The 13087-nt window shown below is 70.3% G+C and carries 13 protein-coding genes and 1 pseudogene; 13 read left to right on the plus strand and 1 reads right to left on the minus strand.

Annotation, left to right across the window (positions count from 1 at the left end; translation table 11 throughout):
- From H5J30_RS06445 to H5J30_RS37420, 9 genes and pseudogenes are all read left to right on the plus strand, one after another.
- Positions 1–2680: pseudogene (locus H5J30_RS06445) on the plus strand (hypothetical protein); the annotation flags it as partial.
- Entirely contained in the window at positions 2677–6351 is a 3675-nt protein-coding gene (locus tag H5J30_RS06450; protein WP_181786190.1) for a hypothetical protein, read from the plus strand. The pseudogene H5J30_RS06445 and the gene H5J30_RS06450, both read left to right, overlap by 4 nt.
- An 11-nt stretch (positions 6352–6362) precedes the next feature.
- Positions 6363–6887, plus strand: coding sequence for a hypothetical protein (locus H5J30_RS06455; protein ID WP_181786191.1), 525 nt, complete (start codon positions 6363–6365; stop codon positions 6885–6887).
- 11 nt (positions 6888–6898) lie between these two features.
- Positions 6899–7144: a hypothetical protein gene (locus tag H5J30_RS06460; protein ID WP_181786192.1), complete on the plus strand. Its 246-nt coding sequence runs from the start codon at positions 6899–6901 to the stop codon at positions 7142–7144.
- The gene (locus tag H5J30_RS06465; RefSeq protein WP_220188598.1) at positions 7141–7551 is read left to right on the plus strand and encodes an HNH endonuclease signature motif containing protein; all 411 of its coding nucleotides are present in this window, start codon (positions 7141–7143) and stop codon (positions 7549–7551) included. The genes H5J30_RS06460 and H5J30_RS06465 overlap by 4 nt, the downstream gene beginning before the upstream one ends.
- A gap of 16 nt (positions 7552–7567) precedes the next feature.
- Entirely contained in the window at positions 7568–8488 is a 921-nt protein-coding gene (locus H5J30_RS06470) for an N-acetylmuramoyl-L-alanine amidase (protein WP_181786193.1), read from the plus strand.
- Between the two features lie 2 nt (positions 8489–8490).
- Positions 8491–8799, plus strand: coding sequence for a hypothetical protein (locus H5J30_RS06475; protein ID WP_181786194.1), 309 nt, complete (start codon positions 8491–8493; stop codon positions 8797–8799).
- Between the two features lie 169 nt (positions 8800–8968).
- Positions 8969–9316, plus strand: a complete 348-nt coding sequence (locus tag H5J30_RS06480; RefSeq protein WP_181786195.1) for a hypothetical protein — start codon at positions 8969–8971, stop codon at positions 9314–9316.
- Entirely contained in the window at positions 9313–9999 is a 687-nt protein-coding gene (locus H5J30_RS37420) for a collagen-like domain-containing protein (RefSeq protein WP_220188599.1), read from the plus strand. Before H5J30_RS06480 ends, H5J30_RS37420 begins: the two co-directional genes overlap by 4 nt.
- A 2-nt stretch (positions 10000–10001) precedes the next feature.
- Here the strand turns inward: H5J30_RS37420 and H5J30_RS06490 are convergent, their stop codons facing one another.
- Entirely contained in the window at positions 10002–10190 is a 189-nt protein-coding gene (locus tag H5J30_RS06490; RefSeq protein WP_181786196.1) for a hypothetical protein, read from the minus strand.
- A gap of 156 nt (positions 10191–10346) precedes the next feature.
- On the opposite strand from H5J30_RS06490, the gene H5J30_RS06495 reads away from it, so the two are divergent.
- The 4 genes from H5J30_RS06495 (at position 10347) to H5J30_RS06510 (ending at position 13066) form a co-directional block, all read left to right on the plus strand.
- Positions 10347–11024 carry a zinc metalloprotease gene (locus H5J30_RS06495; RefSeq protein ID WP_181786197.1) on the plus strand — a complete coding sequence of 226 codons (678 nt, stop codon included), beginning with the start codon at positions 10347–10349 and terminating at the stop codon, positions 11022–11024.
- A gap of 99 nt (positions 11025–11123) precedes the next feature.
- Positions 11124–12341 (plus strand): helix-turn-helix domain-containing protein, encoded by a 1218-nt coding sequence (locus tag H5J30_RS06500; protein ID WP_181786198.1) that lies wholly within the window; start codon positions 11124–11126, stop codon positions 12339–12341.
- A gap of 111 nt (positions 12342–12452) precedes the next feature.
- Positions 12453–12863, plus strand: a complete 411-nt coding sequence (locus H5J30_RS06505) for a recombinase family protein (protein ID WP_181786199.1) — start codon at positions 12453–12455, stop codon at positions 12861–12863.
- Complete coding sequence (locus tag H5J30_RS06510) at positions 12860–13066, plus strand: hypothetical protein (RefSeq protein ID WP_181786200.1); 207 nt, start codon at positions 12860–12862, stop codon at positions 13064–13066. The genes H5J30_RS06505 and H5J30_RS06510 overlap by 4 nt, the downstream gene beginning before the upstream one ends.
- The last annotated feature ends 21 nt before the right edge of the window (positions 13067–13087 follow it).

Here is a 13087-nt window from a genome sequence, read left to right on the forward strand (position 1 = left end):
GGGCGCGAAGATCGGGCTGGCGGCGGCCGCGATCGGCGGCCTGCTGGTGATTTTGAACAAGCTGAAGAATGACAAACCGGCCATCGAGGTCGACGCGCTCGGCACCGCGCTGAACACCCTCGCGACGAGGGGCAAGGTCACCGGCGAGCTGAAGAGCAATCTGGAGGAGATGTCCCAGTCGATCGCCATGGTCAGCAAGGGGGCGTCCGACAACCGGTTCGCGAAGCTCACCAGCGACTTCGGCACGTTCGTTGGCCTCGCCAAGGGCCCCGGGATCTCCGACGCGGCGAAGAACGTCGACGCCTGGGACAAGAGCATGGCGAACCTCGTGCGGGGCGGGGACGCGAAGACCGCGGCGGCGCAGTTCGAGATCCTGAAGAAGGCTTGGAAAGCTGGCGGCGGCGACATGGGCCAGCTCAAGCAGCACACGGATGACTACCGGAACGCGCTCGCCGACGCCCGGTTCGAGGCCAAGTTGGCGGCGGAGGCGCAGGGCCTGTTTGGTCGGCAGGCGCAGCAGACGCAGCGGGCACTCGCGGCGCAGAAGCAGAGCGCGGACGGGCTCCGGCAGTCCATCCAGGCGCTGAACGATGTGCAGCGCGCCGGACTCGGCGGCATGAATGCGTTCGAGCAAGCCGTTGATGACGCCGCGAAAGCCGCGCGGGAGAACCGCGGTGCGCTGCGCATGGTGGGCGGCGAACTCGACCTCAACTCGCAGAAGGCCCGAGACGCTGACACGGCGCTGCGCGACTTGGCGCAGAAGACGGATGAGGCGGCGGCGTCCGCGCGGGACTCTGGTGCGTCGTGGGCGAAGGTCAACGGGATCTACGGCCGTGGTCGGAGCAAGCTGATCGAGTACGCGCATGAGATGGGCCTGACGAAGGGCCAGGCGCGGCAACTCGCGAACGAGATCCTGAACATCAAGGGCCTGAAGAAGGTCCGCATCGAGATGGAGAAGGAAGACGCCGTCAAGGGCCTGCGGGAGGTCAAGGCGGCGATCAACCGGACGCCGGGGGCGAAGAAGGTCACGGTCAGCACGCTCAACAAGCGGGCGATCGCCGCGCTGGAGGCTGTCGGGCTGAAGACGAAGCGGCTGCCGAACGGCCGGACCGCGGTGTTCACGAAGAACGGGCAGGCGCTGGGCAGCATCGGCGAGGTGACTCGGGCGCTGGGGAACATCCCGCGCACCGTGAACACGACGGTGACGACCACCTATCAGATCCGCGGCCACAAGAGCATCCCGTCCGGCACCTACTACGGATCCACGGCGGGCCGGTCGGCGGACGGCAACATCTACGGCAAGGCGTACGCCGACGGGGGGATGGAGCAGCACGTAGCTCAGATCGCGCAGCCCACGTACCGCATGTGGGCGGAGCCGGAGACGGGCGGGGAGGCGTACATCCCGATGTCGCCGGCGAAGCGCCCGCGGTCGCTCGCGATCTTGGATGAGGTGGCGGACCGGTTCGGGTATCGGCTGGAGGGGATGGCGAACGGCGGGATCCAGTCGTTCGCTAGCGGTGGGCTGACGGACCGGCAGCGGCGGGCGCGGGAGCGCCGCAAGGAGGAGCTGCGGCGGATCCGCGAGGCCCGCGGTGAGTTGTCGGGCGCGTTCGACATCAGCCGGTTCGGGCAGCGCGCGGGCTACTCCCGGGATCCGTTCGTGAAGCAGCTCGCGGGCGCCGACAGCATGGGCGACCTGGTGTCGAACCTGAACAAGTGGCGCAGCGTGATCCGGAAGGCTGCGGAGGGTGGCGCGGAGCGGCGGCTGCTGCGGGGCATGGACCGCACCGGGGCGGCGCTGATCAGGCAAGAGCGGAACCTGAACCGGGTCAATGCGTCGCTGGAGAAGGCGCGCGACAAGCTGTCTGACCTGCGGCAGTCGGCGTCTCAGCTCCGGGACTCGGTGAAGGGCGGCATCGTCTCGTCGGCGAACGTCACCGGCGTGATGGAGCAGACCAACGGGCGGATCCCCACCACCGGGCTGATCCTGTCCCAGCTCCAGACCGACCGGGACAAGTCCGGGAAGCTGGCCAGCGCGCTCGCGACGCTGAAGAAGCGGGGCCTCGACAAGCGGCTGATCTCGGAGATCGCCGAGGCGGGTATTGAGGGCGGCGGGCTGGAGACGGCGCAGGGGCTGCTCGGTGCGGACAAGGCGCAGATCAAGCGCATGAACTCGCTGCGGTCGCAGATCGCGTCGAACGCTGGGAAGGTCGGGGACACCGCGCGAGATGCGATGTATGCGGCGGGGATCGACGCGGCTGAGGGCCTGGTCCGGGGGTTGCAGAAGAAGCAGAACGCGATCGAAAAGCAGATGCTGAAGATCGCCCGCGCCATGGAGAAAGCCATCCGGCGGGCACTGGAAAGTAACTCGCCATCGCGCCGGATGGAGCGCGTCGGCGATGACACCGCGGAGGGGTACGGGCTCGGCATTGAGCGGAACCGCAGGGTGCCGCGGGCGTGGCAGTCGCTCCTCGCCGTGCCGTCCGCGCCGGGCGCGGTGTCGGCGATGCCCGCCGGCCGCCGCGGTGGCGATGGGGCGATGGCGCCGATCATCGTGCACCAGACGATCACCCTCGACGGCAAGGTCATCGCCCGGGAGACGTTCGAGCCCCTGCAAGGCGAGATCCGCCGTCACGGCGGCGACCCCGCCGTGCTCACGAGGAAGGTGGCCTTCCGATGAGCTTCCCTGAAGACCACCTTGACCTGCACGTGGAGATGCAGCTCGGCGGGGTGTGGACCGACCTCGGCGGCGACCCCCGCGGGATCGACGGCACTACGGCAATCGAGATCAAGCGCGGTCGCGGCGACGAGTCCGGCGACGTGCAGCCCGGCACCTGCACGATGACGCTGGACAACCGCACCGGGAAGTACTCGCGGCGCAGTCCGCTGTCGCCGTACTACGGTCAGTTGGGCCTGAACACGCCGCTGCGCGTGTACGCGAACGAGGGCGCCTCGTACCTCAGCATCAACGACTTCTCCGGCGACCGCGCATCCACCCCGGACGCCGCCGCGCTGGACATCACCGGCGACATCGACGTCAGGATCGAGGTCCGCCTCGACTCCCCGTTCGCCTCCGGCACACAGTGCCTCATCGGCAAGTACGACACCGCGGGCAACCAGCGCAGTTGGCGGCTGCTGCTGGTGGACAGCGGCCTCGTGTTCACGTGGTCTACGACCGGCACCGACTTCAACACCGCCACCGCGTCCACGACGGTGCCGGTGCCGCCGTCGAAGCGGATCGCGGTCCGCGCCACGCTGGACGTGAACGACGGTGCCGGCGGCTGCGAGGTGAAGTTTTGGTGGGCGCCGACGATCGACGGGCCGTGGACGATGATCGGCGACCCGCAGAACGGCGCATTCACCACGAGCGTGTTCGCGGGCACGGCGCCGCTGGATGTGGGGCAGATCCAGACGTTGACGGGATTCACAGCGCCGCAGGGCCAGATCCTCGCCGCGCAGGTCCGCAACGGCATCAACGGCACGCTGGTCGCCTCGCCGGAGTTCACCGCGCAGACGCCGGGCGCCACGAGCTTCGCGGACTCCACGGGGCTGACGTGGACCCTCGCCGATAACGCCACGATCAGCAACCGCAGGCAGCGGTTCATCGGCGAGGTGTCCGAGTGGCCGGCGGAGTGGACGGAGGGCGGCCACGACTCCACCGTCACCATCACCGCGTCCGGCGTGCTGCGGCGCCTCCAGCAGCCCGGCGCACCCCCGATCCGATCCGCGCTCACCCGCGCCATCACCGACGCCGAACCGCTGGCGTACTGGCCGCTGGAGGACGAAGCAGGCGCCACGCAGGCCGCGTCCGGGCTGGAGGACGGCGCGCCCCTTGCGGTGACGGGGCTGACGTTCGGTAGCGATGACAGCCTGCCCGCCGCGCTCGCACTCCCCACGGCCGCCGACACCGCGACGCTCAAGGGCACCGTGACCAGGGCCGTCGCGGGCGGCTGGCACGCCGAGTTCGTGTACCGGCTCGACAGCCTTCCGGCGGTGACGACGACGTTCCTGCGCATCAACCTCGCCGGCGCCGGCGCCGCGGTGTCGTACGTACGGGTGCGGATCGACAACACGGCGATCACCGCGGAGGCCCGCGACAACGCCGACACCGTGGTCGCCACGGGGTCGCTGACGAACGCCGACGCGCTCGACGACTTCGCCGACGGCACGTGGCACCGGTTGCAGTTCTTCTCATACGTCTCTGGCGGCACCACGAACGTGTGCATCGGCTGGCGGGCCGTGGACGACAGCAGCAACTGGTTCACGTGGACGTCGTACTCCGGCGCCGCCGGCGCCATCACCGGCGTGCAGACCACCTGGAGCGGCCTCGACGGCATGGCCGCCGGGCACCTGTCCGCGTGGGACACCGGCGGCGTCGCAACGAACGACCCGGGCATGGACACGTACGACAACGCCGACGAGGCGTGGGCCGGGGAGACGGCGCTCGCCCGGATGAGCCGCGTTGGCTCGGCGGAGGATGCGACGCTGCTGACGGGGTTCTACGACGGGGACCAGGCCAGCGCGTCGGAGGCGGTGGGGCCGCTACTTCCGGCGCCGATCCTCGACGTGATCCGTAGTGCGGCCGACGTGGACGACGGGATCTTGTTCGAGCCGCGGGACGGCAGCCTGCCGCGGCTGAACTACCGGGACAGGGCCACGTTGTACAACCAGGCGCCGGCGTTGACGATCAACTACACCGGCGGCTCCGGGCTCGTGACGCCCCTCCAGCCAATCGGCGACGACCAGACGACGCTGAACGACCTCACGGTGCAGCGCGAGTCCGGCAGCTCCGGGCGGTACGTACAGGAGACCGGGCCGCGGAACGTGCAGCTGCCGTCCGCCGATCCTGAGGGTGTCGGCAGGTACGCGGACAGCCTCAGCCTGAACCTCGCGACCGACTCGCAGTGCTACCCGCATGCCGCGTGGCGCGTGCGGAAGGGCACCGTCGACGAGGACCGCTATCCGCTGGTCAAGCTCAAGCTGCAGTCTGCGCCCGACACCATCACCGCGGCGGCCGAGGTCGACGTGGGCGACCGCGTGCAGATCGTCAACGTGCCGTGGGACCGGTCGCCGTTCCTGGCGCCTGAGCCGATCGATCTGATCGTCGTCGGCTACACGGAGCGCCTTGCGCAGTTCGCGTGGGAGATCGACCTCGTGTGCGTGCCCGCGTCGCCGTACACCGTGGGCGTGGTCGAGGACGTGCTCCTCGGGCACGTCGACACGGACGGCAGCGAGCTGTACGCCGACGCCACCTCGTCGGCCACGGAGTTGCAGGTGCTCACGACCGACAGCGACCCGTGGACGGTCGGGAGCATCGCCTACACCGGCGCGACGGCGACCGCGGCCGGCTACTCGGCGGCGGCGAATTACCTGGTCACGCCCGACGCGGATGCGGCCGATGTCGCGGTCGGCAACTCGGTGCGGATCTTCACCGCCAGCGGCGCGCTGAAGGAGCCCACCGTCTTCACGGTCGCGTCAAAGAGCAGCGCGTTCGGCTTCACGAACATCGTCTTCAGCCCGGCCGCGGCGGCGGTCACCGCGCCGGGCGAGCAGCTGCGCGTGCTGACGAGTACGGGCTTCGGCGGCGACTTCCCCATCGATCTGCGCGTCGGCGGCGAGATCGTCACCGCGTCGGGTATCGCCTCGTACGCGAGCGACAGCTTCACCCGCTCCGTGTCCAACGGGTGGGGCACCGCCACCAGCGGGCAGACGTGGACGTCGACGGGCGAGCCCGCGTCGGACCGGGCTGTGACCGGCACGCGCGGCACGATCACCCTCGCCGCGAACGTCGCCAACACCCGCTGGCAGCGTCTCGTGTCCATGGGGGACTGCGAGGTGCAGGTGTCCATCTCGCCGTCGCAGGTGGCCACCGGCAACAGCTTCTTGCCCAGCATCCTGTTCCGCTACCAGAGCACCAGCGCGTTCTACCGGGCCCGGCTGCGGTTGCTCACGACGGGCGCGGTGCAGATCGAGGTCGTCAACTTCACCACGGTCGTCGGGGCGACGGTGACCACCGGCCTCACCTACGCGGCGAACGACGTGCTGTGGCTGCGGGCGGCGATCAGCGGTCAGACGATCTCGGCGAGGGTCTGGAAGAACGGCACGCCTGACCCGATCACGTGGCAGGTGAGCCAGACCATCCCCGGCGGGTCCCTGGCCACGGGCGATGTGGGCGTCACCGCGTCCGCGTTCTCCGGGAACACCAACGTCTCGCCGGTGCTCGCGTTCGACTCGTTCGAGATCGTCAACCCGCAGCGGTTCGCGGTCGCGCGGGCCGTCAACGGCATCTCGAAAGCCCAGTCCGCCGGCGCGGATATTGCGCTGGCCTATCCCTCGATCATCGCCCTGTAGGAGGAGGTCCCGTGCCGTACGTTGTGCCGCCGCCCGGCCGCCGCATCACCAACGCCACGCTCCGCAGCATGGTCGGCGAGTGGCAGACCTACCCCGTCGCGTGGTCGGCGGACTCCGGCACCACCACCCTCGGCACCGGCAGCCTCGTCGGCCGCTACTGCGTGATCGGCGGCCTGTGCCAGTTCACGGTGCGCCTGGAGTGGGGCACCACCACAACGCAGTCCGTGTCCGACTCGAACTGGAAATTCAGCCTCCCGGTGTCGCCGTACACGGGCGACGGGTCCACGTTCCAGCCGGTGGAGGCATGGATTTACAACGCCTCCGACAGCGGCACCGCCTCGCGGTGGCCGTCCCGCGCCTACATCAACGCCAGCGGAAACGTCGAGTTCATCGTCCCGAACGCCAGCAGCCTCGTCGTGGACTCCGCCGCTATCCCGACCGCAACCGGAGGCAGCACCACGACCCTGCGGCCTGGCACTGAGGTGTGGGCCATCAACGACCGCCTCAACCTCTACGGCTCGTACGAGACCGCGTAAGGAGTGCGCATATGCCGTACGGAACCCCCACAGGGCCGCTGACCCCGATCTACTCGGTGTCGGTCCGGCACGACGCGTTGACCCAGGGCGGGTCGCCGATGCCGTTCTTCATCGAGGCGCGTCCCGAGGACGTCGTCCCGGAGGACGCGGACGCCCTCTTTCAGAAGCTTCTCGACCTGATCAACACCGCGGACGGCTTCCAGGTGATGGAGCCGGTGAAGCGGTACGAGTACCGCCAGGTGGTGACCCCGTCGTGATCAAGGGCATTGACGTCTCCGCCGAGGCTCGGTTCTGGGCGAAGGTCCAGCCGACCGGCTTCTGCTGGGAGTGGACGGCCAGCAAGCTCCGCGGCTACGGCCAGTTCGGTCTCCGGGCGGGGAAGTTGGTACGCGCACACCGCTTCGCGTACGAGCTGCTGGTCGGCCCGATACCGGAGGGCCTGGAACTCGACCACCTGTGCCGGAACCGCTCCTGCGTCAACCCCGACCACCTCCAGCCCGTAACGCACCGCCTGAACGCGGGCCGCCGGCCCATGCGTTCGCACTGCCCCAACCGCCACGAGTTCACGCCAGAGAACACGTACGAGCACGCCGGCCACCGGTACTGCCGCACGTGCAGGAGCGAGCGGGGTACCGCCCGAAGAGCCGCGAGGGCGGCCGCATGAGCCAGAGGAGATGACCATGGCCACACCACTGTCCGCCGCCCGGCTGCTCGCCGCCCTGAAGGCCGAGGGCCTCACCGTGCACGAGCACACCGGATGGCGCACTCACGAACGCGACGCCGCCACCGGCAAGAACTTCGGCCCCGTCTACGGCGTGCTCATCCACCACACCGCCGGCCACAACGACCTCGAACTGTGCTGGCGCGGCCGACCGGGACTGCCTGGCCCGCTGTGCCACTCGTGGCTCGGCAAGACGGCCGGCTTGTGGATGCTGTCCGCGGGCCGGGCGAATCACGCCGGACTCGTCGACGCCGATGTCCTGTCCGCCCTGCGCCGCGAGGTCAAGCTGCCACGTGACGACCAGGCCAACGCCGACGGCAACGACGCACTGTACGGCCTGGAGATCGAGAACCTGGGCAATGGCCGGGACCCGTATCCCGACGGGCAGTACGAGAAGGCAGTGAAGTGGGCCGCGGCGATTTGCCGGGCGCACGGCTGGACGGAGAAGTCGGTGGCCGGGCACAAGGAAGCGCAGCCCGGGAAGATCGACCCGTCGTTCGACATGGACGACTTCCGGGCCGCGGTGAAGGCACAGCTTGCCCGCAAGCCCGACGCCAAGCCGCCGGCGAAACCGCCGAGCCCGGCCCACCCGGTCGTGGACCTCTCACGGCTCGTGACGGCCGCGCGCACCGACCCTTCCGCCCGGCAGGGCCACATCACGTACATGGCCGGGGTGAACCTCGTGGAGCACGCGCTCCGCAAGGAGGGACTGCTCGCCAAGGCGTACGCCGGGGACGGGCACTTCGGGACCACGACCGTCACCGCGTACGCGAAGTGGCAGCGGCGCTGCGGCTACAGCGGCCGGGCCGCCGACGGCATCCCCGGCAAGACCTCCCTGGCCCGGCTGGGCAGGGAGCACGGATTCGACGTGAAGGACTGATCATGCATGCGATCTTCGTGAACTGGATGCGGACCGTCGTGCCGCTCGCCGTCGGCTGGATCGTCGCCGGCGCGGACGTGCTCGGCATGAACGTGGACGGGACCGCGACCGCGGCGCTCCTCATGGCCGTGGCGTCGGCGGCGTACTACACCCTGTTCCGGCTGGTGGAGGAGTACGCCGGCCGGGTGGGGAACAGCACGCTGCGGACGCTCGCCGGTGTGCTGCTGGGCTGGGCACGGCCGCCGGAGCAGGCGTCCGCCGCGGCCAGCGCGCGGCGTGTGGAGTCGGTGCCGCCGTCGGACGCGCTCTGACCTGGAGACCGTCATGAGGCGTGAGGGACACAAGGTCAAGATGGTGCCGCAGACCATGCCTGCGCCGCCGCCCCCGCCTCCGCCTGCGGTGGTGCACTGCTCCGGGTGCCGCTGCCAGCGCGGGAGCGAGGACGCCCCGGAGGCGACGAGTCCTGAAAGGGAGCGATGAGTGGCCGATGAGCCGACCCTCGGCGAGGTCGTACGCCGCCTTGAGCACGTCCACCTGGACCTCAAGGAGGACTTCCGCGGGCTCGGCGGGCGACTCGACTCCAAGGTCAGCATGGAGCGGTACCAGCTCGAACAGCAGGCCGGACAGGAGCGGGAGCGGCTGCTCGCGGAGCGGGTCCGCGCGCTGGAAGAGGCACGGGAGAAGGAGCGGCAGGAGGCCGAGGACGAACGACGCAGGGCAGCGGACCGGCGGCGCGCAGACCGCCGGCTGCTGTTCACCGCGCTCGTCGCCCCGGTGCTGCTGATCGTGTTGCAGGTGTACCTCAACTCACAGGGAGCAGGGGCGTGAGCGGCCACGTAAGCCGGGACCAGATGCACCGGCGCAAGGACATCGCGTTCGCGGTGGCGGTGCTGGTGAGCATCGGCCTGTTCATGCTGCTGGTGGTGTGGGTCCAGAACCTCGCCGGCGACCTCCGCCAATCCAACGAGGACCGTGATGCCCTGGCGCGGCAGGTCGAGCGCCTCGGCGGTACGCCGGTGGCCGGGGACCCGGGGCGGGCCGGTGAGCGTGGCGAGCCCGGAGCGGCGGGCAGTGACGGCGCGGCCGGCCCGGAGGGCGAGAGGGGGGAGGCCGGAGCGGAGGGCGAGCCGGGCGCCGCCGGGAAGGGTGGCGCGGACGGGCAGGATGGCCAGCCCGGGGACCCCGGCACACCGGGCGAGGACGGCACGCCGGGAGCCGCGGGCGCCAACGGCGCCGACGGCGCGACCGGCCCGACCGGAGCGCAGGGCCCGCAGGGCGAGAAGGGCGCCACGGGCGAGCAGGGTCCGCGCGGTGAGCAGGGTCCGTCGGGGCCGGCGCCGGCGTCGTGGACGTTCGTGTTCGGCGGTGTGACGTACACGTGCACGCCGTCTGCGGAGGGGTCGACGCACTACACGTGCGCGGCTGACGGGCCGCCAGCGGACGACGGGCCGGGCAACGGGCAGGGGCCGCTCGCGCTGGCGCTGGATCCGAACCGGCGGCAGTACGGCTGACGTCAGCCTTCCGATTCCGGGGGGCGTGGGGGGAGTTGCGCCCCGGGCCGGCCGACGTACCACTCCCACAGGGCGCGGGTGATCGCGGACCGGTCGGAGCCTGCGGCGCGCGCTGCGGCGTCGAGGTCGTTCCACAGGTCGTCGTCTACGCCCCGGACGCCTCGCAGCTTGTGCTTGTGCGCGTTGGCCATGTGGTGATCTTCGCAGGGTGGTTGACCACCCGTCAAGAGGCTGCCATATTGGAGGTGGTTAACCACCTCCAATCAGGGAACTTAGGGGGACACATGCGAGGAAGAGCCATACGATCGGGCCTAGTCGCTGCGACTGCCGGCGCTGCCGTGGCGGGGGTGCTGCTCGCGGCCCCCGCGCACGCCGCGGACGGGCCGGTGTACTCGGGGAAGGGCTGGAAGGCGTTCACCAGCGCGGGCATCTACAGCATCAGCCCCGACCCGTACGTCATCCGGTTCGCAAGCGCGACCGCCCGGGACCGACTCACCCCGGCGTTGAAGAGGGCCGCCGTGCAGATCACCGAGGTGACCGGCGTGAAGGTCACAGTGTCCAGCGAGCTGACCCCGGGCGCGCGGCCGCCGTGCTCAGAGCAGCCTCGTCACGTGATGACCTTCCACATGAAGTACCGGCCGATCGGTAAGAGGGGCATGAGCCAGTCGTACGCCTGCACGTCAGGGGCGGACGGCAGCGCCTTCGGGGGTGCGGTGGTCATGAACTCCGAGTACTGGACGTCGCCGAACTGGTTCTCGAACAACAAGACCACGAACCGGGTGATGCGCGACAACGTGACGCTCCACGAGTTGGGGCACCTGTTCGGGTTGGCACACGTGAACACCGATCGGGATGGGGATGGCCGGGTCGAGGGTGGGGAGTGCGTGCGGAACAGCGCTGGCCGCAAGCCGGTGATGTGCACGCCTACGGGCGGCTACCGGACTGCCGCGAGCGGTGGTCGGTACACGTGGGAGTTCGACGTGCCGGGGCTGCGGCAGATGCGGAAGAACTACGACCTGCGGTAGAAGCGGCCCGACTGCTGCACGGTTCGTGGCCGACCTCACACAGAACCGGCCTTACCTCTTACCCTGGCAGTGTCGAGCTGCAGAGAAAGAGGTAAGGCCGTGACGTCTCCAGATGATACCCGCCCGGCACCGACGTTCGGGGAGAGGGTGAAGGCCGCCCGGGAGCGCAAGGGTCTCACTCGGCCAGTCCTCGGCGGACTCGTAGGCCGCGGCCCCGACTGGGTCAAGGCGATCGAGTCCGGCCGGCTCCACATGCCCCGGATTCAGATGCTGCTGCGCCTCGCCGAAGCGCTGGGCGTCGAGGAACTGGCCGAACTCACAGGCGAAACCCGGCTCGCGCGGAGCGCCTACTCCAAGAACCTCCACGCCTCCCTCACGACGGTCCGCGACGCCCTGGTGTCGTACTGGGTCACCCAAGGGTCCCCGGTGGCTGTCGAGGACTACGTGACGCGCATCGACGGCGCCTGGCGGGCGTGGCACACCTCGCAGCATGAGCGCGCTGCCATCGCGCCGATGCTGCCGCGCCTCATCGCCGACGGCCGCGCCTCCCAGCACGCCGCCGACGACCGCGCCCACCGCCGCCAGTTCGCCACACAGCTCGCCCGCGTCTACCACTTGGTGCAGCTGTACGGCTCGTTCCAGCCCGCCCCGGAAATGGTGTACATGGCGTCGGACCGGGCCATGCTCACCGCCCAGGACGCAGACGACCCCGCCGCCATCGCCGGAGCCGCCTGGTACGCCAACCACGTCTGGCGCGACGCCGGAGAGGCCGCGGAGGCCCGCGTCGAACTGGCCCTCGACGTCGCCGACATGCTCCGGCCCGGCGACTCCACCGAGCAGCGGGCGCTGCACTCCTTGATGCATCTGGCGGTGGCGCTCTCCCACGCCAAGACCGGCCGGTCCGGGGAGGCGTGGCACCACCACGACGAAGCGGAGCGGGCCGCCCGCAAGCTCGGCGGGTACAGCCATCCGTGGCTGATGATCGGTACGGGCATGGTGGAGCACTACGCCGTCACGATGCACCTGGACTTGCAGCAGCCGCGCCGGGCGCTCGACGCCGCGCGGCGTATCTCCCCGGCGTCGATCGACTCCCGTACCCGCCAGTCCCGCTACCTCGTCGAGGTGGCCCGCGCCCACTACCAGCTGCACGAGCCGGACGCGGCCGTCTTCCACATGCTCAAGGCCCGCGACCGCTCGCACGACACGTTCGAGTTCTCGCTGTTTGCCCGATCAATGGTTGCGGAGATGCTGCCGGACCCGCCGCCCGCCCTCGCCGACGACATCCGCGACCTGGCCGGCACGCTCGCTCTCAGCTGAGGAGGGGTACAGGTTGTACCCCTCCGCAAGGGGGTACAACCTGTACCCCTGGGGGGCAGGTGGTGCCCGTACCGTCGGTGACGACCTGATCACCGACGACAGGCGACCGCCATGGACACCGAACCCGCCCGGCCCACGCTGGCGTTCATCTACGACCGGCACGCCACCCTGACGACCGGCACCCTCGACGAGCGCATACTGCGCTGCCGCCGGTACGCGGTCGAGCGGGGTTGGGTCATCGCCGGGGAGTGGGTGGACCGCGGGGACCCCGCGCTGACGAACTGGCTTCGTCCGAAGTGGGATCAGCTCGTGTACGCCATTGGCCAGGCCGCGGCGCCGCCCGTGTGCCTCGTCGACTCGTGGGACCGCATCAGCCGCGATGACAGTTGGCGCGGCATCCTCCGCATGGCCGTCTACCAGGCTGGCGGGTACTGCGCCACCGCCGCCGGGGAAGACGATCGCGACCCGGGCCACGGCCGTACTGCCGTCACCGCCCCGCTGGCTCTGAGGGGGCGGCCGTGAGCGCAGAGGCGGTCAACTCGGTGGGATGGCGCGGCTACCCGGCGACCGCCCCGAAGGGCGCCCCGGTGCGCTACTGCACCCACTGTGGCGACCTCGGCACCGCCACGCGCCCCGTCGAGTCCGTGGGCGAGGCGGGGGAATCCGGCGGTGGGTCCATGGTCTACGCGCACCCGACCTGCTGGCCGACGGACACGGCCCCCTGACGTCCGTGCCCGGGGGCGGGG

It is taken from the genome of Streptomyces phytophilus (assembly GCF_013870535.1).
Taxonomy (GTDB): domain Bacteria; phylum Actinomycetota; class Actinomycetes; order Streptomycetales; family Streptomycetaceae; genus Streptomyces; species Streptomyces phytophilus.